At 68.9% G+C, this 21977-nt stretch carries 21 protein-coding genes and 1 pseudogene; 13 read left to right on the top strand and 9 right to left on the bottom strand.

What is annotated here, in order from left to right:
* Nucleotides 1-38 precede the first annotated feature (38 nt).
* Nucleotides 39-857 (top strand): mycofactocin-coupled SDR family oxidoreductase, encoded by an 819-nt coding sequence (locus MUG78_RS10895; RefSeq protein WP_246996973.1) that lies wholly within the window; start codon nt 39-41, stop codon nt 855-857.
* On the opposite strand, the gene MUG78_RS10890 is transcribed toward MUG78_RS10895, so the two are convergent.
* Nucleotides 854-1558, bottom strand: coding sequence for a transglutaminase-like domain-containing protein (locus tag MUG78_RS10890; protein WP_246994711.1), 705 nt, complete (start codon nt 1556-1558; stop codon nt 854-856). The two genes, MUG78_RS10895 and MUG78_RS10890, sit on opposite strands and share 4 nt — an antisense overlap.
* Nucleotides 1559-1632: 74 nt before the next feature.
* On the opposite strand from MUG78_RS10890, the gene MUG78_RS10885 reads away from it, so the two are divergent.
* The 4 genes from MUG78_RS10885 (at nt 1633) to MUG78_RS10870 (ending at nt 6420) form a co-directional block, all read left to right on the top strand.
* Nucleotides 1633-3786, top strand: a complete 2154-nt coding sequence (locus MUG78_RS10885) for an NAD(P)/FAD-dependent oxidoreductase (RefSeq protein WP_246994708.1) — start codon at nt 1633-1635, stop codon at nt 3784-3786.
* A 60-nt stretch (nt 3787-3846) separates the two neighbouring features.
* Nucleotides 3847-4281, top strand: coding sequence for an OsmC family protein (locus MUG78_RS10880; RefSeq protein WP_246994706.1), 435 nt, complete (start codon nt 3847-3849; stop codon nt 4279-4281).
* A 98-nt stretch (nt 4282-4379) separates the two neighbouring features.
* Nucleotides 4380-5366 (top strand): diaminopimelate dehydrogenase, encoded by a 987-nt coding sequence (locus MUG78_RS10875; protein WP_246994704.1) that lies wholly within the window; start codon nt 4380-4382, stop codon nt 5364-5366.
* 88 nt (nt 5367-5454) lie between these two features.
* Nucleotides 5455-6420 (top strand): hypothetical protein, encoded by a 966-nt coding sequence (locus tag MUG78_RS10870; protein ID WP_246994702.1) that lies wholly within the window; start codon nt 5455-5457, stop codon nt 6418-6420.
* A 111-nt stretch (nt 6421-6531) separates the two neighbouring features.
* On the opposite strand, the gene MUG78_RS10865 is transcribed toward MUG78_RS10870, so the two are convergent.
* Nucleotides 6532-7914 carry a cytochrome P450 gene (locus MUG78_RS10865; RefSeq protein WP_246994699.1) on the bottom strand — a complete coding sequence of 461 codons (1383 nt, stop codon included), beginning with the start codon at nt 7912-7914 and terminating at the stop codon, nt 6532-6534.
* 69 nt (nt 7915-7983) lie between these two features.
* Between MUG78_RS10865 and MUG78_RS10860 the strand changes: the two genes are divergently transcribed.
* The 7 genes from MUG78_RS10860 (at nt 7984) to MUG78_RS10830 (ending at nt 13548) form a co-directional block, all read left to right on the top strand.
* On the top strand, nt 7984-8583 hold the full coding sequence (locus MUG78_RS10860) for a biotin transporter BioY (protein ID WP_246994697.1): 600 nt from the start codon (nt 7984-7986) through the stop codon (nt 8581-8583).
* Nucleotides 8584-8590: 7 nt separating this feature from the next.
* Nucleotides 8591-9271, top strand: coding sequence for an energy-coupling factor ABC transporter ATP-binding protein (locus tag MUG78_RS10855; RefSeq protein ID WP_246994696.1), 681 nt, complete (start codon nt 8591-8593; stop codon nt 9269-9271).
* Between the two features lie 68 nt (nt 9272-9339).
* Nucleotides 9340-9750: a VOC family protein gene (locus tag MUG78_RS10850; RefSeq protein WP_246994695.1), complete on the top strand. Its 411-nt coding sequence runs from the start codon at nt 9340-9342 to the stop codon at nt 9748-9750.
* 7 nt (nt 9751-9757) lie between these two features.
* Nucleotides 9758-10360 (top strand): energy-coupling factor transporter transmembrane component T family protein, encoded by a 603-nt coding sequence (locus tag MUG78_RS10845; RefSeq protein ID WP_246994694.1) that lies wholly within the window; start codon nt 9758-9760, stop codon nt 10358-10360.
* A 45-nt stretch (nt 10361-10405) separates the two neighbouring features.
* Nucleotides 10406-11341 (top strand): cysteine synthase A, encoded by a 936-nt coding sequence (gene cysK, locus MUG78_RS10840; protein WP_246994693.1) that lies wholly within the window; start codon nt 10406-10408, stop codon nt 11339-11341.
* Nucleotides 11341-11940, top strand: a complete 600-nt coding sequence (cysE, locus tag MUG78_RS10835; protein WP_246994692.1) for a serine O-acetyltransferase — start codon at nt 11341-11343, stop codon at nt 11938-11940. Before cysK ends, cysE begins: the two co-directional genes overlap by 1 nt.
* A 102-nt stretch (nt 11941-12042) precedes the next feature.
* Nucleotides 12043-13548, top strand: a complete 1506-nt coding sequence (locus MUG78_RS10830; protein ID WP_281500200.1) for an MFS transporter — start codon at nt 12043-12045, stop codon at nt 13546-13548.
* A gap of 12 nt (nt 13549-13560) precedes the next feature.
* Here MUG78_RS10830 and MUG78_RS10825 read toward each other — a convergent pair whose 3' ends face one another.
* The 7 genes and pseudogenes from MUG78_RS10825 to guaB all read right to left on the bottom strand — a co-directional run bounded on the left by MUG78_RS10825 (nt 13561) and on the right by guaB (nt 21462).
* Entirely contained in the window at nt 13561-14772 is a 1212-nt protein-coding gene (locus MUG78_RS10825) for an amidohydrolase (protein ID WP_246994689.1), read from the bottom strand.
* Between the two features lie 45 nt (nt 14773-14817).
* Nucleotides 14818-15894 (bottom strand): anaerobic C4-dicarboxylate transporter family protein, encoded by a 1077-nt coding sequence (locus MUG78_RS10820; protein ID WP_308221352.1) that lies wholly within the window; start codon nt 15892-15894, stop codon nt 14818-14820.
* 89 nt (nt 15895-15983) lie between these two features.
* A pseudogene (locus MUG78_RS18130) lies at nt 15984-16097 on the bottom strand (hypothetical protein); the annotation flags it as partial.
* A 291-nt stretch (nt 16098-16388) separates the two neighbouring features.
* A complete protein-coding gene (locus tag MUG78_RS10810) occupies nt 16389-18155 on the bottom strand; it encodes a GMC family oxidoreductase (protein WP_246994687.1) in 1767 nt (588 codons plus the stop codon).
* 49 nt (nt 18156-18204) lie between these two features.
* On the bottom strand, nt 18205-18624 hold the full coding sequence (locus MUG78_RS10805; protein ID WP_246994685.1) for a DUF1622 domain-containing protein: 420 nt from the start codon (nt 18622-18624) through the stop codon (nt 18205-18207).
* 134 nt (nt 18625-18758) lie between these two features.
* Nucleotides 18759-19925, bottom strand: coding sequence for a GuaB3 family IMP dehydrogenase-related protein (locus MUG78_RS10800; protein ID WP_246994683.1), 1167 nt, complete (start codon nt 19923-19925; stop codon nt 18759-18761).
* Nucleotides 19926-19950: 25 nt separating this feature from the next.
* Nucleotides 19951-21462 (bottom strand): IMP dehydrogenase, encoded by a 1512-nt coding sequence (gene guaB, locus MUG78_RS10795; RefSeq protein WP_246994681.1) that lies wholly within the window; start codon nt 21460-21462, stop codon nt 19951-19953.
* Between the two features lie 99 nt (nt 21463-21561).
* Between guaB and MUG78_RS10790 the strand changes: the two genes are divergently transcribed.
* Complete coding sequence (locus MUG78_RS10790; RefSeq protein ID WP_246994679.1) at nt 21562-21951, top strand: DUF5319 domain-containing protein; 390 nt, start codon at nt 21562-21564, stop codon at nt 21949-21951.
* Nucleotides 21952-21977: the final 26 nt, after the last annotated feature.

Genomic DNA, 21977 nt, shown 5'->3' with positions numbered 1-21977 from the left:
CAAAGCGATACGCACGCAACGAGATTGAGGAGCAGATCATGGGTGGACGACTCGACGGACAGGTAGCACTGATCACCGGCGCGGCACGCGGACAGGGGCGGGCGCACTGCCTGCGCATGGCCTCCGAAGGCGCCGACATCATCGCCGTCGACCTGGCCGCGCCGCTCCCCGACGCGGTCCCCTACGAGTCGGCCACCCTCGACGACCTCGCCGAAACCCGACGCCTCGTCGAGGAGACCGGCCGCACCATCATCACCGCGCAGGCCGACGTCCGCGACCTCGACGCCCTGCGCACCATCGTCGACGACGCCGTCGCCCAGCTCGGCAAGCTCACCACGGTCGTCGCCAATGCCGGCATCTGTATTCCGGTGATCTGGGATCAGACCTCGCCCGAGTTGTTCGACGACGTGATCGGCGTGAACGTCCGCGGCGTCTGGAACACGGTGATGGTCTCGGCGCAGCACGTGATCGACGCGGGCGGCGGCTCGATCATCCTGATCAGCTCGTACGCCGGCAAGAAGGTCCAGCCGTTCATGGTTCCGTACACCACCAGCAAGCATGCGGTCACCGGCATGACCCGCGCCTTCGCCGCCGAGCTCGGCCAGTACAACGTGCGCGTCAACAGCATTCACCCCGGCGGCGTCGCGACCCCGATGGGCGGCGGGGACATGGTGGCCGAACTCGAACGCACCGGCGCCAGCAACCCGAAGCTCAACCTGATGGCCACCACCTTCACCGAGCAGACCTACGCCGAGCCGGAGGAGATCGCCGCCGTCGCCGCCTTCCTGGCCTCCGACGACGCCAAATTCATGACCTCCGAACACCTCAGCGTCGACGGCGGTTCGCAGTACTTCTAGCCGTGGAAGGCCTCGTCCACCACGTCGGCCACACCGTCGACGCCGCCGGTCATCGCCGGACCGTAGGCCGCGAGGATCGCCGTCAACATCTGGTCGAACGGCAGGTCGGTGTACTGGCCGTGGTCGCGCACGTACTCCATGTGCCGGCGACCGGCGACGTCGTACGCGTGCATCAGTGCGTCCGAGGCGCCGTCGAACTCGAGCATCTTGGTGCCGAACCGCTCGCACATCTCGCGGTTGAACGCGGGGCTCGCCTTGCGCCATTCGCCGTCGACCCAGAGGGTGCTGTAGCCGTGGTAGACGAACAGGTCGGTGCCCATCAGGGCGCGCAGTTTCTCGCTCTGCAGGTGGTTGCGCACGTCGGCGAAACCGAGTCCGGCGGGGATCCCCACTGCACGACAGGCCGCGGTCAGCAGCACCGACTTGGGCACGCACCAGTTGGGGCCGCCGACTAGTACCGCGGAGGCACGGAAGGTCGCCGGGTCGTCGGTGAGGCTGTACGGGTCGTAGCGCCATCCGTCGCGCACGGCGTCGAACAGCGCCACCGCCTTCTCCCGGTCGGTCTGCGCGCCCGCGGCGGCGATGGTGGCGGTCGCGAAGTCGACGATCCGCGGATCGTCGGAGTCGATGAACCACGTCGGCGCGCTGCAGGAATCCTGAGGCGGCGTGGCGACGAGGTCGGCCGAACCGGTGTGCGTCATGCCTCCAGCATGGCCCACGCCGATCCGCCGCAGAACCCGGGTCGACGTCCCGCCGCCGGACATACAGTGGACTCATGGCCCCCACCACTAACTCCTATTCACATCTGCTCGCCCCCGGCACGATCGGCCCGATGACGCTGAGCAACCGCGTCGTCATGTCGGCGATGGACATGAACCTGTCCACCGACGGTGTGATCGAACCCGGCGACGTCGACCACTTCGTCGCCCGCGCAGCCGGCGGCACCGGCATGATCATCACCGGCTGCTGCTCGGTGGGCTATCCGGCGGGCAGCACCAGCACCAAGGAACCCGGCCTCTCGTCGGACCACTTCATCCCGGGGTTGAAGGCGTTGGCCGACGGTGTGCACGCGGCCGGCTCCAAGCTGTGCGTGCAGATGGTGCACCACGGCAAGGTCGCCCGCATCGACACCATTCAGGACCGTCCGCTGCAGGTGGTCTCCGAACCCCGCGACCAATACGACCTGAGCGCCCTCGCCGACAACACCCCCGACGAGCTCGCCAAGATGGCGGCGGTGACCGGCGGCAAGGCGCCCAGCTATCACGCGGTGACGCTCGACGACATCGCCGAGATCACCGCGCAGTTCGCCGACGCGGCCCGGCGTGTGCGCGATGCCGGCGCCGATGCCGTGGAGATCCACTGCGCCCACGGCTATCTCCTCAGCGGCTTCCTCACCCGCGCCGACAACCGCCGCACCGACCAGTACGGCGGCTCCATGGAGAATCGGGCCCGCTTCGCCTGCGAGGTGATCACCGCGGTTCGGAACGTGGTCGGGAACGACCTCGCGATCCTGGTCCGCGTCTCCGGCAGCGAATACGGCGAGGAGGGTTGCCTCACCACCCCCGAGGCGACGATGGCCGCGAAACTGTTCGAGGCCGCCGGCGCCGACGCGATCGACGTGACCGGCTGGGGCCGCAATCCGTTCTCCAACTTCACCGACGGCCCGCTGCCGGACAAGATCGGCGCCTTCGTCGACACCGCCGCCGCGGTGAAGGCCGCCGTGACCATTCCGGTGATGACCGTCGGCCGGGTGCTCCCCGAGGTCGGCGAGCGCGCGCTCGCCGAGGGGAAGGCCGATTTCGTCGCGATGGGCCGCCAGCTGCTGGCCGACCCCGACCTGGTGAACAAGCTCGCCGCCGGCACGCCCGAGCGCGTCCGTCCGTGCATCAACTGCTACGTCTGCGTGCAGGAGAACTTCTGGGACGACACCCCGATCTGCGCGGTGAACCCGGCCCTGGGCGACGAGGACAAGACTCCGCTCACCCGCGTCCGAGCCGCCGTGTCCAAGCACGTCGTGGTGGTCGGCGCCGGCCCCGCCGGGCTGGAGACCGCGCGCGTCGCGGCGCAGCGCGGCCACCGCGTCACCGTGCTCGACAAGGTGGACCGTCTCGGCGGCACGCTGTGGTTCTCGTCGCTCACCACCCCCGCGAATTACCCACTGCTGGAATGGCTTTCCGGTGAGACGGCGCGCCTGGGCGTCGACATCCGACTGAACACCGAGGCGACGGCGTCGTCGATCACGGCGCTCAAGCCCGACGCCGTGGTGATCGCGACCGGCGCCGTCCGCGACCGGCCGACGGTGCCGGGCGGCGACCTGTCGCACGTGCACACCGGCGACACCATGCGCGCTCTGATGACCGGCGTCGGCGACACCTCCGGTCAGGCCTGGTACCTGCGCGCCGCCGGTCGCCTCGGCAAGCTGACCGGGCTCACCAAGACCCCGGCGCGCATCGCCAAGCTCACCCGCACCATCCTGCCGGTGGGCCGCAACGTGGTGGTGATCGGCGGCTCGCTGGTGGGACTGGAGTTGGCCGAGTTCCTCGGCGAACGCGGCCGCCACGTGACGCTCTTGCACGACGGTCAGCAGCTCGGCCTGCCGATGGCGCTGCCCCGCCGGTGGACCGCGGTGCGCCACGCCAAGGAAGCCGGCGTCACCATCCACCGGAACACCCGGGTCACGCGGATCACCCGCGACACCGTCGACTTCGAGATGGACGTGGTGGACCGCCGCGGCACGGTGACCGAGACCAAGACGATGAGCGCGCCCGCCGCGATGGTCATCATGGCCTCCGGCGTCTCAGCCGCCGCGCCCCTCGCCGACCAGCTGCGACCGCTGGTCCCCGAGGTGCACGTGGTGGGCGACGCCGGTGCCGTCGACTACATCCAGGGCGCCATTCACACCGCCTGGCCAGTGGCGTCGGCGCTCTGACCGCGGACGGCGTCGTCGATCCCACCCGGGATTAATACCCCTAAGGGTATAGTGAGAGGCATGCAGAAACTACCGCATCACTACGACGCCTGCGCCCTCAGCGAGCCGGGCGAGGCGATCACCGTCTCCTCGCCCGGTCTCGACGCCCTCACCACCGAGACGCCGCCCGAGTTCGGCGGACCGGAGGGGATGTGGTCGCCGGAGACCCTCATGATGGGCGCGGTCGCGAACTGCTTCATCCTCACGTGGCGGGCCATCGCCGCGCACAACGGTGTCGAGTGGATCGACATGCGCGTCGACGTCACCGGCGAACTGGATCGCGTCGAGCGTGTCACCCGCTTCACCAAGGTCGTCCAAAAGGCTTACCTGGTGGTCCCGACCGGCGCCGACCGCGCCAAGCTCGAGGAACTCCTGGCCAAGACCGAGACGTCGTGCCTGGTGGCCAATTCGATGAACGCCGAATTCGTCCTCGAAACGGAGATCACCGAGGCCTGACCGGCCGATGCGGTGATCGGCGGCGTCGAGTCCGGCCGCTAGACTCGACGCCGTTATGCCGGTTTGTCCGGCGGGTAGTACGACGAGAGGTCCAGGCAGTGACTACGCAGATTCGGGTCGGCATCGTCGGCTACGGCAACCTCGGCCGCGGCGTGGAGACCGCCATCGGACTCAACCCGGACATGAGCCTGGTCGGCGTCTTCACCCGCCGCGCCCCGGAAACCGTTGCGACGGTTGGCGATTCGACGCCGGTCTTCGCGATGAGCGACCTGGAGGCCGGGCGCGACGACATCGACGTCCTCGTCCTGTGCGGCGGCTCGGCCACCGACCTGCCCGAGCAGAGCCCGGCGCTCGCGGCCAAGTACTGCATCGTCGACAGCTACGACAACCACGCGAAGATCCCCGAGCACTTCGCCGCGGTCGACGCCGCGGCCCGCCCGGCCGGCACCACCGCCGTGATCTCCACCGGCTGGGATCCGGGCATGTTCTCGCTGAACCGCGTGTTCGGCGAGGCACTGCTCGCCCAGGGCAGCACCTACACGTTCTGGGGCCGCGGCCTCAGCCAGGGTCATTCCGACGCGCTGCGCCGCGTACCCGGCGTGGCCGGCGGCGTGCAGTACACGCTGCCGTCGGAGACCGCGATCGAGCGCGTCCGCGCCGGCGAGAACCCCGAGCTGTCCACGCGCGAGCGCCACACCCGCCAGTGCTTCGTGGTGCTGGCCGACGGCGCCGACGCCGACACGGTGCGCGCGGCGATCGTGAACATGCCGAACTACTTCGAGCCCTATGACACCACCGTCGAGTTCATCACCGCCGACGAGCTGGAACGCGACCACCAGGGAATGCCGCACGGCGGCTTCGTGATTCGCAGCGGCACCACCTCCGAGGGCACCAAGCAGGTCATCGAGTACAGCCTCACCCTGGAGTCCAATCCGGAGTTCACCGCCAGCGTGCTCGTGGCCTACGCCCGCGCCGCCGCGCGCCTGAACAAGGCCGGCGACATCGGCGCCAAGACCGTGTACGACATCGCCCCCGGTCTCCTCTCCCCGCTCTCCCCCGAGGAACTCCGCGCCAACCACCTCTGAGCGTTCCCGACGCCGGCGGCGCGGACTGCGCGGCGCAGCGGACTCATAATCCGTTGGCCATGTCGTAGGCCCGTGCTTTCCTGACGCCATGGTCAAGCTCGGACTGATCCTCGTCGTCCTCGTCGCGGGCGTCTTCGCGGTGTCCGCTGCCGCGACGCTCCTGTGGTCGTTGTGCGCCATGCTCGCTGCGCTGATCCTCGCTCCGTTCCAGCACGGAACCGCGCGCCGACAGCAGCGGATCGCGCGGCGACGGCGCCGGGCCGAGGACGCCCACCCGCTGGCGCAGTTGGAGCGCCGCCGCCGCGCCGGACGCATCGACCGGCAGGCACAGTGCGACGAGTTGCTTGCCGACGTCCGCGCCCGGCGGTGGACGCGCGAGGACACTCCCCAGAAGGCCCACGGCTATCTGGTGCTGGCGTGGGATCAGTGGACCGGCAATGAGTTCGCCGATCGCCCGGTGCGCTCGTCCGGCTGGTTCAGCAGTCAGGACGGACCGGCCGACGACTCCCTGCCCGCACGCCTGGCGCACGACTACGTCCTCGCCGACGAGGACAAGACCGCGCTGCGCCGGCTGCAGAACCACAGCCTCGGGCAGTTCCCGTGGGTGGCGGCGCAGATCGTCCACCGGATCGCCGGGCGACCGGTGTGGGAGCACGACTTCTTCGACGAGCACGCCGTCCGCCTCGACCTGGTCGACGAGCTGACCGCCATCGGCGCCCGCGCTCGCGCACTCAACGCGCAGCAGGCCCAACTCGGCCCCGCGCCGAGCGGCGACCTCCGCGAAGACCCCGACGTGGTGGACCTCTACGTCCGCAAGGCGGACCTCATCGACGAGGCCGTCGACCAGCTCCTCGAGCGTGTCAGCGCGCTGGCTTCCTACGCGGAGATGGTCGACCGCGTGCAGGCCATGCATCGCGACCAGCGCTACCGCGCTCGCCTGGAATCCTCCGACGACCTCGAGCAGATGGTCGAGACCGAGGTCGACCGCCACGAGAGCGCCCGCGTGCAGCAGGCCGCCGCCGACTCCGCCGCGGCCACTGCCCTGTTCACCTGACGGGGGCGGTCGCGAGACCGACGCACTTGATGGTCACAGCACACCAAGCGCGTCGGTTTCGCGGCAGCGCTGCTTCATCGGCCGGATGAAGAAGAAATACACCGCGAGGAACTACACGGCAGCGCGGGCGGAGAGCTTCACCGAGAACGGGACCGGGCGCAGGGTGCCGCGCTCGGTCATCTCCGGATCCGACCCGGCGGCCGGCTCGGCCAACGACAGCTCGAACGCGTCGCAGATCCGCGACACCAGCAGCGCCGACTCCTGCATGGCGAAGGCCCGGCCGATGCAGCTGCGCGGCCCGGTGCCGAACGGCGTGAAGTAGCGGTCGGGGTACTCGCGCAGCGCCTTCGCCTCCCAACGCTCCGGATCGAAGGCCGCGGCGGTCGGACCCCACACCTCGGGGTCCCGCTGCGCGGCCAGCGTCAGGACGAACACCGCGTAGCCTGCGGGGATGTCGTACCCGCCCAACTGCTGGTCCTTGCGCGAGACCCGGAAGATCCCGGGCACCGGCGGCCACAGCCGCAGCGACTCGTTCAGGATGTTGCGGGTGGTCCGCATGCCGGCCACCCCGGAGTAGTCGAAGCCGCGGGTTCGCGCCTCGTCGGTCACCTGCTGCGCCAGGCCCGGCCGTGCGGCGAGGTACCAGAGCGTCACCTCCAGCAGCGCCGCCGTGGTCTCGTGTCCGGCGACGAGGAAGGTCAGCACCTGGTCGCGCACATTCTGGTGCGGCAGCTTCTCGCCGGTGTCCGGGTCGACGGTGTCGAGCATCAGCCCGAGCAGGTCGTCGCTCGCGGGCTCCTTCCCGCTCACCCGGTCGGCGACGATGCCGTCGATGAATGCCCGCGTCCTCTCCAGGTTCGCCTGGAAGGCCCGCTCCTGGAACAGTCCGCGCACCTGGCCCACGACGGGAAGATCGTTAGTCGATTCCGACGCCCACGTCAGCACCTGGTCGAGCGCCACCAGCAGCGTCTGCGCCTGCGGATCGGCGCCCTCCTGCGTGAACAACCCGAGGTTGCGCGAAAAGCCCGCGCGCGCAATCACTTCCAGCGTCGCGTTGGTCATCGCCGTGTGCACGTCGACCACCTCGCGGCCGGACCAGTACTCGATCAGATCGTCGGCCACCGACTGCATGGCCGCGTGATAGGTCCGCAACGCCGACTGCGCGAAGCCCGGCTCCAGCACCCGCCGCGCCTGGCCCCACAGCGGATCGGAGGTCTTCGCGGTGAACAGCCCGGAGCCGGTGATCCCGCGGAACTTCAGCGTGGGACCGGCCAACGCCCGCGCCCAGTTGTCCTCGTCGTTGCACTGCCCGGCGAGCTCGCCGCCGGCCACCAGCACCAGCCGGACGTCGAGCAGCTTGCGCTCGAAAATCGGCCCGAGTCGCTCCGCGAGAGTCATCTCGTGCTGCGTCGGATTGTTCCGGTCGACACCGAAGACGTCCCCCAACAGCGGAACTCGGGGACCCGGATGCGGAAGGCGCGAATCGAGTTTCACCGGCCCAGTCTGGCACGAACCCGCAGGGCCACCGGCCCGGGGCACCACCGCACGACTTACCCTGTTCACGTGCCAGGCTTCCTCAAGTTCTCCATCAACGACCTCACGCAGGCCGCGGTCTTCGCCGCACTGATCGTGGTCCTCGGCCTGCCCGGTCAGTTCAACCTCGCCGGCGGCGTCCCGATCACCCTGCAAACCATGGGCGTGATGATGGCCGGCGCCATCCTCGGCCCCAAGAAGGGCACCGCCGCCGTGGTCCTCTTCATGGTCCTGGCGATCGCGGGCCTACCGATCCTGGCCGGCTTCCGCACCGGCACCATGGCGCTGAGCTCGCCGACCGCCGGTTACTTCGTGGGCTTCCTGCCCGGTGTGATCGTGATCGGCGTGCTGACCGCGTTCATGATGCCGCGCTACAACCTGTGGCTGGGCATCGGAATCAACCTGCTCGGCGGCGTGCTGGTGATCTACGCGTGCGGCGTCGCCGGCCTCATGCTGCGCACCGACATCTCCTTCACCGCGGCGGTCACCTCGAACGGCGTCTTCGTCGCCGGCGACGTCATCAAGGCCGTGCTCGCGGCCCTCGTCGCGGCCGCCGTGCACCGCGGTCGCCCCGGACTGATCCATCCCCTCCGTATCCGGCGCAGCCAGTTCACCCAGGCCGCGGAATGATCCGGCCATGACCTCCATCGAGTTCGACGACGTCAGCCACTGTTTCGGCGACCGTCCCGTTCTCACCGGCGTCAACCTCACGCTCACCGAACACCGCATCGGAATCATCGGCGCCAACGGCAGCGGCAAATCGACGCTGGCCCGCATGATGAACGGCCTGGTCCGCCCGGACACCGGCACGGTCACCGTCAACGGCCTCAACGTCGCCAAGAACCAGCGCAAGGTCCGCAAGCAGGTCGGCTTCATCTTCTCCGACCCGGATCGGCAGATCATCATGCCGACCGTCCTCGAAGACATCGACCTCTCCCTCACCCGCGTCACCAAGGACAAGCGCGAGCGTCGCGAGCAGGCGATGGCCACGCTCGCCGAGTTCGGCCTCGCCGACCACGCCGACCAGCCGTCGCACACGTTGTCCGGCGGGCAGAAGCAGCTCCTCGCGCTCGCCGCGATCATGGTGATCGGGCCGTCGATCCTGATCGCCGACGAACCCACCACCATGCTCGACCTGCGCAACGCCAACATGCTGCGCGAGGTCCTCGCCGGGCTCGACGAACAGCTCATCGTCCTGACCCACCACCTCGACATGCTCGAGAACTACGACCGCGTGCTGGTGCTCGACGGCGGCCGCGTCGTCGCCGACGACGCCCCGGCCCCGGCCATCGCGTACTACCGCGGGCTGATGGAGTAGTCACCGCTCGCAAGCGGGTAGATACTGAAGTGTCCGCAGAACACGCACCACAGGAACGGTGATCGATCATGGCTGTGACCCCCTACCTCTTCTTCAGCGACAACTGCACCGAGGCGTTCGAGCGCTACCGCGAGATCCTCGGCGGCGAGCTGCAGATCATGCGCAACTCCGACGTCCCGGAGGCCGACCGGATGCCCGGCGGCGGCGACTTCGTGATGCACGCGTCGCTCACCCTGCCCGACGGCGGCCTGCTACTCGGCTCGGACGACCCCACCGGCGACGACGGCCCCAAGACCGGCTTCGCAGTCTCCACCAGCACCCCGGACATCGAAGCGGCCCGCACCGTCCACGCGGCGCTCGCCGACGGCGGAACGGTGTCTATGCCGGTCACCGCGACGTTCTGGTCCGCGGGCTTCGGCATGTGCGTCGACCGTTTCGGCGTGAGCTGGATGGTCGACGTCGAACACGCGAAACAGTGACGCCGCCGTGAGCATGCTCGGCACGTACGTGCCCGGGCGTTCCCCCATCCACCGGTTGCCCGCCGGGTTCAAACTGCTAGCCCTGATCGGCGCGATCATCGCGATGAGCGTGCTGGTGACCACGACGACCGGGGCGGCGGTCGCCGTCGGCGCCACGGTCCTGGTCTTCGCGGCGGCCGGCATCGGACCGGTACGCGCGTGGCCGCTCATGCGCGGGCCGCTGTTCGTCGTCGCCCTGATCTTCGGTTTCCAGCTCTTCATCACCGACTGGCAGCGCGCCGTGGTGGTGGCCGCGATCCTGCTGGCGTCGATCGGCTTGGCGGCCGTCGTCACGCTGACCACGCGCACCTCGGATCTGCTCGCGACGATCGTCGGCGCCCTGCGCCCACTCGAGCGTTTCGGCGTGCGGACGGATTTAATTGCCATGGCTTTAGCCTTGACAATTCGGTCCATACCGCTCATTGCGGAAGTCTTCACCCAGGTCGACCAGGCTCGGCGAGCCCGTGGCCTGCGGCCCGGGCCCCGCGTGCTGTTCGTGCCCGCCATCTTGGCGACGCTGGACACCGCGGACGGATTCGCCGACACTCTGGCCGCCCGGGGGCTGGACTAGGCTCGTTGTCATACGCATCACCCCACCGATGTCAAAGGAATTGCTGTGCCGAATGTGTTCGATGATGTGACCGCTGCCGTCGGTCGCACCCCGCTCGTCCGCCTCAACCGGATCACCGATGGCGCCGGCGCCACGGTGCTCGCCAAGCTTGAGTACTACAACCCCGCCAACTCGGTGAAGGACCGCATCGCGGTCGCCATCATCGACGCTGCCGAAGCCGACGGCACGCTGCCCGCCGGCGGCACCATCGTCGAGGCCACCAGCGGCAACACCGGCATCGCCTTGGCGATGGTCGGCGCGGCCCGCGGCTACAACGTCGTGCTGGCCATGCCGGAGACCATGTCGAAGGAACGTCGTGCCCTGCTGCGCGCCTTCGGCGCCGAACTGATCCTCACCCCGGGTGCCGAGGGCATGGCCGGTGCCGTGCGCCGCTCCGAGGAGATCGCCGCCGAGCGCCCCGGCGCCGTGCTGGCCCGCCAGTTCGCCAACCCCGCCAACGCCGCGATCCACCGCGCCACCACCGGCCCCGAGGTCTGGAATGACACCGACGGCACCGTCGCCGCCTTCGTCGCCGGAATCGGCACCGGCGGCACCATCACCGGTGCCGGCGGCTACCTCAAGAGCCAGAACGCCGACGTGAAGGTCTTCGCCGTCGAGCCGGAAGAGTCGCCCATCCTCAACGGCGGCGCCCCCGGCCCGCACAAGATCCAGGGTCTGGGCGCGAACTTCGTGCCCGAGGTGCTCGACACCGACGTCTACGACGAAGTGATCGACATCAACGCCGAGACCTCCCTCGCGTGGGCCCGTCGTGCCGCCACCGAAGAGGGCCTGCTGGTCGGCATCTCGTCCGGCGCCGCGCTTGCCGCCGCCGTCCAGGTCGCCCAGCGTCCCGAGTTCGCGGGCAAGACCATCGTCGTCGTGCTCCCCGACTTCGGCGAGCGCTACCTCTCGACTCCGCTCTTCGAAGGACTCGTGGACTAGTGACGCCCGACAGTCGCGGACTTCCCGAACGTCCGGGGCTCTTCTTCCTTCTCCGCGAGGACCTGCAGGCGGCCCGGGACCGTGATCCCGCCGCCACCTCCAGGTTCCTCGTGGCGATCGCCTACCCGGGCGTGCACGCGCTGTGGCTGTACCGCATCGCGCACGCGCTCTGGAACAAGAACCGTCTGCTGCGCCTGCCCGCGCGCCTCCTGTCGCAGTTCGCCCGTTTCATGACGGGCGTGGAGATCCACCCGGCCGCGGTCATCGGTCGACGCTTCTTCATCGACCACGGCATGGGCGTGGTGATCGGCGAGACCTCGGTGGTCGGCGAGGACGTCCTGATGTTCCACGGTTCCACCCTCGGCGGCACCAGCATGAACAAGGGCAAGCGGCACCCCACCGTGGGCGACCGCGTCCTCATCGGCGCCGGCGCCAAGATCCTCGGGCCCATCACCCTGGGCGACGACGTGAAGATCGGCGCCAACGCCGTGGTGGTGCACGACGTCCCCACCGGTCACGTCGCGATCGGCGTGGCCGCCAAGTCGCGTCCCGGCCCCGACGTGATCGACCCGTACGCCGAACCCGCGCTCTACATCTGAACAACTGCCCCTCAACCACAGGCCCCGCGGAGTTCCGCGGGGCCTGTGGTTGACTCCTCTTCGTACAACCCACGACCGGAAGGAGCCCGGGTGCACCCCGTGCTGAAGAGTAAGTGGTGGACGCTGGTGATCGTCTGCCTCGGCACCTTCATGCTGCTGCTGGACGTGACCATCGTGATGGTGGCCCTGCCGGACATGGAGCATGACCTGGGCGCGTCGTTCTCCCAGCTCCAGTGGGTCACCGACGCCTACGCACTGTCGTTGGCGGCGCTGCTGCTCACGGCCGGTTCGCTGTCGGACCGATTCGGTCGACGGCTCATCTTCGCCATCGGCCTCGCGATCTTCACCGCAGGCTCGGCCCTGTGCGGCGCCGCCACCAGCCCGGAGATGCTTATCGGATCGCGCGCCGCGCAGGGTGTCGGCGGCGCCATGCTGTTCGCCACGTCGCTGGCCATTCTCGCGGCCAACTTCTCCGGCCGGGACCGCGGCATCGCGTTCGGCGTGTGGGGTGCGATCACCGGTATCGCCACGGCCCTGGGCCCCATTCTGGGTGGCGCCATCACCACCGGGCTCGACTGGCGCGGCATCTTCTACGTCAACGTCCCGCTCGGCGCGATCGCCTTGGTCCTCACCTTCATCCTGATGAGCGAATCGAAGGCGCCGTATGCGCGCCGCATCGACTGGGCCGGCATGATCACCTTCACCGGCGGCCTGTTCGCCCTCGTCTACGCCTTCACCGAAGCCGGTGAAACGTCGTGGACCGACACCACCGTCCTCTGGTGCTTCGGCGTCGCCGCCGCGCTGCTGATCGCCTTCGGCATCGTCGAATGGAAGCTCCGCGAGCCCATGTTCGACCTGGATCTGTTCCGCGTGCCGACCTTCCTCGGCGGCTCCATCGCAGCGTTCTGCATGAACGGCTCCATGTTCGCGATGATGCTCTACTTCGTCCTGTACCTGCAGAACCAGTTGGGCTACAACGCCTTCGACGCCGGGCTCCGCCTCCTCGTGTTCTCCGCGATGACGATGGTGGTGGCCACCATCGCGGGCCGCCTCACCGACCGCGTGCCCGCCCGCTGGATGATCGGCCCGGGTCTGCTGCTGGTCGGCGTCGGATTGCTCACCATGATGGGCCTGGACGACGACAGCACCTGGACCCACCTGGTTGTCGGCTTCGTCCTCGCCGGTATCGGCGCCGGCCTGGTGAACCCGCCGCTGGCCTCCACGGCCGTGGGCGTGGTGACCGTCGACCGCTCCGGCATGGCGTCGGGCATCAACAACACCTTCCGCCAGGTCGGTATCGCCGTCGGTATCGCCGTCTACGGCACGCTGTTCTCGTCGAAGATCGTCGACAGTCTGCGCGAATCGCTCGGGCACACCCGCCTCGCCGACGACGTCGACGGCATCGCCAAGGCGGTCACCGCCGGCGACCAGAAGGCGCTCGTGGAGAAGGTACCCGCCGAGCTGCGCACCGACGCGGCCGACACGATCGCCACCGCCTTCACCGACGGCCTCAATCAGCTGTTCCTGGTCAGCGGCGTGGTCGCGGTCGTCGGCGGTGTCGCCGCGTTCTTCCTGATCCGCAGCAAGGACTTCGTCCAGGCCGAATGACGCCGGCCGGCCCTACGGGGCCAGCCAGGCGCGCGCCGCGGTCACCAGTGCGCTGACGCCCATGGTGAGGGTCGGCTCGATCACCGGGGCGTATTCGGGCGAATGATTCGACGGGATCTCGGCGAGCACCTGGAACAGGTCGGCCGGCGGCGCGAACAGCTGCGGATCGGCACCACCGAGGAACCAGTAGACCGCCGGAGCTGCCGCGGCCGCCCCGAACTGTCCGAAGTCTTCCGAGCCGGTACCCGCGGGGATCTCCATCACCCGGCCGGCGAACTGCTTGTTGAAGGCGCCCAGCACCGTGTCGAGCGCACCGGCATCGTTGTAGGTAGCCGGCCCGCTGTAAAGCGTCACGATCTCCGGTTCGCGCGGCGCACCGGAGGCGGCCGCTTCCGCGCGCACGATGCGGTCGATCGCGGCCAGCACCTTCTCGCGCACCACCGGATCGAAAGTGCGGACCGACAGTTTGAGGGTGGCGGTCTCGGGAATGATGTTGTTCTTGGTTCCGGCCTCGACCACGCCAACGGTCACCACGGCCTGATCGGTGGCCGCCACCTCCCGGCCGACGATGGTCTGCAACCGCAGGATCACCGCGGCGGCCATCACGATCGGATCCACGGTGGCCTCCGGCCGCGAACCGTGCCCACCCCGACCGAACAGGGTGATTTCCAAGGCGTCACTGGCCGACAGCGTGTATCCGGGATGGTAGAAGAGCATGCCCGCAGGGCCCGGTGCCACGTGCTGACCGAGTACCACGCTCGGGCGCGGAACGCGGTCGAGCAACCCGTCGTCGACCATCGCGCGCGCGCCGGACAGGTCCTCCTCGGCGGGCTGGAAGATCGCCACGACGGTGCCGCTCCAGTCGGCCGTGCTGTCCGCCAACTGCTGTGCCGCACCGATCAGAGCCGTGACGTGCATGTCGTGGCCGCAGGCGTGCGCCACCGGCACGGTGTCGCCGTCGGCATCGACCGCGGTCACCGTGCTGGCGTAGTCCAGCCCCGTCTCCTCGCGCACCGGCAGCGCATCCATATCGGCCCGCAGCCACACCACCGGTCCGTCGCCGTTGGTCAAGACGCCGACGACGCCGTAGCCACCGATTCGCTCGGTGACGGTGTACCCGGCCGCCGTCAACGCCGCCGACACGATGCCGGCGGTGCGGACTTCGGCACCCGCCAGTTCCGGATGCTGGTGGAGATCGAGGTAGATCTCAGAGAGCGCAGACATGGCGGGACGGCTTCCTTTCGACAGGGCAGACGGTGTGGGCGGGCACTAGAAGATCAGAAGTTGCAGGCCCAGGCCGATCGCGATCGCGAATCCCGAGCACAGCAGCATGGGCACGAGGAACGAGCCGTTGATGAGGATCGATCCCTGCTTGGTGGAGCCGGTCTTGTCGGTGATGATGCACGCCTGACCGAGGCCGCCCATCGAAGCCAGCAAGTTGTTGCCGCTGGCCGCGCCCAGCATGCCGGTCATCGGTCCCGCACCCAGTCCCGCGGCCGCAGCGGCCGGTACCAGGATCGTCAGCGAGGCCACCTGACTCTGGATCAGCGAGGCCAACATGAACAGCAGCAGCGCGAACAACATCACCGATACACCGATGGCGCTGCCCACGAAGGAGGTGATCGACTCCATGTGCGCATTGACGATGGTGCCGGCCAACACCGGAACGGCCAGCAGGAGCAGCGCGGCGATCAAACCCGTACCGATGATCGGTTCGGCGATCACCGTGGGCGTCTTGACGCGGCAGAAGATCATGATCAGACCGGTCACGGCGAACATCACGATCGGGATCATGAACGACATCGAGACCGCGACGTCGGCGTAGGTGCCGTCGGGCAGCTGCTTGGGGTAGGTCGGGCGGAGCTTCTGGAACAGGCCGAGGACACAGCCGACGATCACGCCGGCAATGAAGAAGTAGACGCTCCACGCTGCGCGCGGGCGCAGCTCGACCGGCGTGCCGTCCGGCGACGTCGACACCGGCGGTTCGATTTCGCCGGCCGCCAGACGGCGCTGGTACTCGGGATCGTCGTCCAGGTCCTTGCCGTAGCGCGACATCACCAACGAGGCCAGGATGGTCGCGATCAACGAGGCCGGCACCGTCACCGCGAGGGTCTTGCCGAGCGTGTTGCCGTCGGCCTCGGTCAGGTTGATGAAGACGTAGGTCACCGCCGCCACCGGGCTGGCCATCAGCGCCAGCTGGGACACCGCATTGGCGGTGGCCAGCACCCGTTCCGGCCGGATCTTGGCGCCGTAGGAGACCTCATACAGGACCGGCACCAGCGCGAAGGTGATGTTGCCGGTGCCGGACATGATCGCGAACAGCCACACCAGCAGCGGGCCGACCACCGGGATTCGTCCCGGATGCTTGCGGAGCCCTGCTCGGCCTTCTGCACCAGCCAGGCCATGCCACCCGCGGCGGTCATCGCCGCCGTGGCACTGATCACCGCGAGGATGATGAAGATCGCCGAGATCGGCGGCTGCCCGGGTACCAGTCGCATCACTTCGACCATGATGAAGATCGACACGCCCGACGCGCCGATCAGTGCCATCGGGCCGTACTTCGCACCGACCACCAACGGCAGTAAGAACAGCAGAATCTGCACCACAACTTGGAACGCCGCCACTGCGAGACACCTCATCGGCCAGGAGTCGGCACCACAGGGCTCGCCGCGAGAACCTGTGAAGTCAAGTGCGCAATGGACTCGGAAAGAGGGTATCGGCCCCGAGTGAGCGAACGCTCACGTTCTGGTGACAACTGTGGTGACGTGTCACGAATTCACGCACTGCGGTCCACAATCAGCCCGTCAATGGAGCATGGACCGCCGCTGCGGTGGGCAGTTCTAGCCCTGGTCGGCGGCTGCCTCCGACTGCGCCGCAGGGGTGTTCTGCACCGGGGTGATCGACAGGCGCAGCGCACCCGGGGCGCTCGCGGGCACCACCGGGGAGACCGGCGCGATCGGATCCATCCGTCGGTAGCTGTCGCCCTGGGCCGGACGCGCATCGTCATCGCCCTTGTTGGGCCACAGCGACGCGGCCCGCTCGGCCTGCGCGCAGATCGACAGCGACGGGTTCACTCCGAGGTTCGCCGAGATCGACGCCCCGTCGGTGATATGCAGCGTCGGGTAGTTCCACACCCGGTGGTACGGATCGATCACACCGTTGGCCGGATCGTCGGAGATCACGCAGCCGCCCAAGTAGTGCGCGGTGAGCGGCATGTTGAAGATGTCGCCCCAGGTGCCGCCGGCCATGCCGCCGGGCAGGAGGTCCGCGGCCCGCTGGTTGGCCTCGTTGCCCTTCGGAATCCAGGTGGGGTTGGGCTCGCCGTGGCCCTGCTTGCTGGTCACGTACTTCAGCGGACCGCGCTTACGCAGGAACGTGGTCAGCGAGTTGTTCGAGTTCTGCATCACCAGGGCGATCACGGTCCGCTCGCTCCACTTGCGCACCCACAGCAGGCGCACCAGCAGCAGCGGATTCTTGATCACCTCGCGCAGGAACTGTCCGAGGCGGTTCGGCACGCTGCCGCCCTGGGTCATCAGGGTCTGCAGGTACGCGATCGCGTTGCTGCCCTTGCCGTAGCGGACCGGCTCCACGTGGGTGTTGGGCTCGGGATAGAACGACGACGTGATCGCCACGCCCTCGGAGTAGTCGCTGGCCGGATCCACCTTGACGGCCTGCGCACCCAGGATCGACTCCGAGTTGGTGCGGGTCAGCACACCCAGCGAATCGGACACCTTGGGCAGCGTCGAGTCCTTGGCACCGAACATGATCTTCTGCGTGTTGAACGTGCCGGCCGCGACGATCACCTGATCGGCGGTGAATTGGCGACGACGCGCGCCGAATGGGCCCCACGCCGACGAGCCGCGGGTGGAGACCACCCAGCTGCCGTCGGTGCGCTGCTCGAGACGGTCGACGGTGGTGCGGTCGATGATCTGCGCACCGTTCGCCTCGGCCAGGCCGAGGTAGTTCTTCATCAGCGTGTTCTTGGCGCCGACGCGGCAGCCGGTCATGCAGGCGCCGCATTCGGTGCACGCGGTACGACGCGGACCGGCCCCGCCGAAGTACGGGTCGTCGACGGTCTGTCCCGGCGCGCCCTCTCCCCCGGTTTTGGCGCCGAAGTACACGCCGACCGGTGTGGAGCCGAAGGTGTCGCCGACACCCATGTCCTCGGCGACCTGCTTCATCACGCGGTCGGAGTTGGTGAACGTCGGGTTGGTGACGACGCCGAGCATGCGACGGGCCTGCTCGTAGTGCGGGGTGAGCTCGGCTTCCCAGTCGGTGATGTGCGCCCACTGCGGGTCGGTGAAGAACGGCGTCGGCGGCTTGTACAGCGTGTTGGCGTAGTTCAGCGAACCGCCGCCCACCCCGGCGCCGGCCAGGATCATCACGTCCTTGAGCGCGTGGATGCGCTGGATGCCGTAGAGGCCCAGGCGGGGCGCCCACAGCCACTTGTGCAGGCGCCAGCTGGTCTTGGCGAACTGGTCGTCCTCGAAGCGGCGACCGGCTTCGATCACGCCGACCCGGTACCCCTTCTCCACCAGGCGCAGCGCGCTGACGCTGCCGCCGAATCCGGAACCGATGATGAGGACGTCGTAGTCGCTGCTGGCCATAGCAAAGACACTAATGACCGTTGTCACGTTTCAGATAGGAAGCATGCCCTTACTTGCCGGTAGGGGGCGCCTCCGCGTCGCGGCGCACTTCTCGGGCGACGACACTCGCCCCGCTGGTCAGCAGGGCGCGACGCCACGGCAGCACGCCCTCGATCTCGATCTGGATGGACAGCGACAAGACGCTCCGAATCAGCACGATGAGACCCAGGATCAGCGCGTCCTCCATCGACGGCTTGGACGTGATGGTCCGAACCAGGTCGGCGGCGACGAGCACCTCCAGGCCCAGCAGGATGGCCCCGCCGAGCGTCCGGCGGATCACGCCGAACGCATCGCTGCCGGGCTGTCCGCGCAGCGCCGCCCGCATACCGAGCGCGATAGCGACCATCGCGCCGACCACCATCGTGACCGCCCCGAGCAACTCGAAACTCAGCGCCACCCAGGAGAAGGCTTCGTCGATCAGTTCTTCCACGCGCTCACCCTAGCCTTGCTCGCCTCCTGAGCCAGTCGAAGGGCAGAAGCCGAAATGCACACGCTCCCCGGGCCGGTCGCACACCCTTCGACAAGTTCAGGGAGCGGACCGCACGGGGAGCGTGTGCGGACGGATCAGGCGCGGACGGAGAGGCCCACCTTCTGGAACTCCTTGAGGTCGCTGTAGCCGGCCTTCGCCATGGAACGACGCAGGGCGCCGATCAGGTTAAGCAGGCCGTCCGGGTCGTCGGACGGGCCGGTCAGGACGCGCTCGAGCGAGGCCCGGCCTTCCGGCGGCGCCACCTGCAGCAGCGCGCCGCGCGGGGTGTCCGGGTGGGCGGCCGCCGACGGCCAGTACCAACCCTTGCCCGGGGCCTCGTCGGCGGCGGCCAGCGGGGTGCCGAGCGAGACCGCGTCGGCGCCACAGGCCAGCGCCTTGGCGATGTCGCCGGAGGTGTGCAGGTCGCCGTCGGCGATCACGTGCACGTACCGGCCGCCGGTCTCGTCCAGGTAGTCCCGACGCGCCGCGGCGGCGTCGGCGATGGCGGTGGCCATCGGCACGCCGATGCCGAGCACCTCGTTGGTGGTCGTCGCACCTTCGGCGGAGCCGTAGCCGACGATCACACCGGCCGCACCGGTCCGCATGAGGTGCAGCGCGGTGCGGTGATCCTGCACGCCGCCGGCGATGACGGGGATGTCCAGGTCGGAGATGAAGGTCTTGAGGTTCAGCGGCTCGGCGACGAGCCCCTCTTCCGTTCCGCGGTCCACCAGCGTCACGTGCTCGGCGGAGATGATGGTGCCGTGCACCACGAGGATCTCCACACCGGCCTCCAGCAGCGCCGGGGTCACCTCGGGCGCGTGCTGCGGGCTGACGCGGACGGCGGTGGTGACACCGGCGGCCCGCACCTGCTCGACGGCGCCCGCGAGCAGTTCCGGCCGCACCGGTGCGCGGTGCAGCTCCTGCAGGAAGGCCACCGCGGCCGACGGGTCGTCGTTGCGGTCGGCGATCTCCAGCAACTCGGCGAGCTTGGCCTCGACGTCGTCGTGGCGGGCCCACAGGCCCTCGCCGTTGAGCACGCCGAGCGCACCCAGGCGCCCGAGCTCGATCACCGTCGCCGGCGAGCCGATGGCATCGGTCGGATGGTTGAGGATCGGGGTTTCGAACCGGTAGGCATCGATCTGCCAGGCCGTCGACACGTCCTTGGACGAACGGGTCCGCCGGGACGGAACGATCGAGATGTCGTCGAGTTCATAGGTCCGACGAGCAGTCCGGCCCATGCCGAATTCCACGAGGTCACGCACGAGGGGCGCCTTTCTTCTTCGCTGCTTAGCGAGTGTAGTAATTCGGCGCTTCGGCCGTGAGTGTCACATCGTGCGGGTGGGACTCCTTGAGTCCGGCCGCGGTGATCTGAACGAACTGGGCCTGCTGCAGCTCGGCGATCGTCTGAGCACCGGTGTAGCCCATGGCCGCCCGCAGGCCGCCGGTCAGCTGGTGGATCACCTGGTTCAGCGGACCGCGGAACGGCACGCGTCCCTCGATGCCCTCGGGCACCAGCTTGTCCTCGGCCAGCACGTCGTCCTGGAAGTAGCGGTCCTTGGAGTACGACTTGCCCTGCCCGCGGCCCTGCATGGCCCCGAGCGAGCCCATGCCGCGGTAGCTCTTGAACTGCTTGCCGTTCACCAGGATCAGTTCGCCCGGCGACTCGGCGGTACCGGCCAGGAGCGAACCGAGCATGGCGGTCGACGCACCGGCGGCGAGGGCCTTGGCGACGTCGCCCGAGTACTGCAGGCCGCCGTCGGCCACCACCGGCACGCCGGCCGCCTGCGCCGCGGCGCACGCTTCCAGGATCGCGGTGATCTGCGGGGCGCCGACACCGGCGACCACGCGGGTGGTGCAGATCGAGCCGGGCCCGACGCCCACCTTGACCGCGTCCACACCGGCGTCGATCAGCGCCTGCGCGCCGCCGCGGGTGGCGACATTGCCGCCGATCAGCTGCACGCGATCGCCGATCTCGGCCTTGAGCTTGCTGATCATCTCCAGCACGCCGCGCGAGTGGCCGTGCGCACTGTCGACCACCAGGACGTCGACGCCGGCCTCGGACAGGGTCATGGCCCGCGTCCACGCCTCGTCGCCCGCGCCCACCGCGGCGCCGACCAGCAGGCGCCCGTCGGCGTCCTTGGTGGCGTCCGGGTGCTGCTCGGTCTTGACGAAGTCCTTGACGGTGATCAGCCCGGTGAGGCGACCGTTGCCGTCGACGATCGGCAGCTTCTCGATCTTGTGGCGACGTAGCAGCCCCAGCGCGGCCTCGGCGGAGACGCCCTCCTGCGCGGTGACCAGCGGCGCCGGGGTCATCACCTCGGAGACCGGACGCGACTGGTCGTGCTCGAAGCGCATGTCGCGGTTAGTGATGATGCCGATCAGCGCACCGGCGTCGTCGACCACCGGCAGGCCGGAGATCCGGAACCGCGCGCACATGGCGTCGACCTCGGCGAGGGTGTTCTCGGGGCTGCAGGTCACCGGATCGGTCACCATGCCTGCCTCGGACCGCTTCACCGTCTCGACCGACGCGGCCTGCGCCTCGATCGACAGGTTGCGGTGCAGCACGCCCATGCCGCCGGCGCGGGCCATCGCGATGGCCATCCGGGATTCGGTGACGGTGTCCATCGCCGAACTCACCAGGGGCACGCGCAGCGTGATCTCCCGGGTCAGTTGCGAGGACGTGTCGACCTTGTTCGGGACCACGTCGGACGCGGCCGGGAGCAACAGGACATCGTCGAAGGTCAGGCCGAGCATCGCGACCTTGTTGGGATCATCTCCACCAGTGCGTACGGGGGTCATCGCTCTATCGTATCGACAGGGTTCCCGAACGGCTCCCGCCGGTGACCGGGTCCACGCCAGAAGGAGCGCCGACCGGCCCCGATCGGCTACGGTGGAGGCGTGCACGACCACTTCCCTCCCGGCATGCCGCCGGACCCGTTCGCCGACGATCCGAGTGACCCGGCCGCCGCGCTCGATGCGCTCGAACCCGCTGTGCCGCTTGATGATCATGAGCGCGAAGCGGTCCGCGAGGATCTGGTCGACCTCGAAGTCTACGAACGCCTCCTCGCGCCCCGCGGCATCCGCGGGCTCGTCGTGATCTGCGAGGACTGTCGGGAAGATCACTTCCACGACTGGGACATGCTGCGCGCCAGCCTGCACCAACTGCTGCTCGACGGCTCGGTCCGTCCGCACGAACCCGCAATGGATCCTCGCCCCGAGGACTACGTCACGTGGGACTACTGCCGCGGCTTCGCCGACGCGCACGCGATCTTCCGCGACCGCCGCTGACGCTCATCTCACCGACGAAACCGGCG

Origin of the sequence: Gordonia alkaliphila, from assembly GCF_023017165.1 — a bacterium.
GTDB classification, from domain to species: Bacteria; Actinomycetota; Actinomycetes; order Mycobacteriales; family Mycobacteriaceae; genus Gordonia; species Gordonia alkaliphila.
Note: the sequence above shows the minus strand (reverse complement) of the source record. Positions and strands in the feature narration are given on the sequence as shown.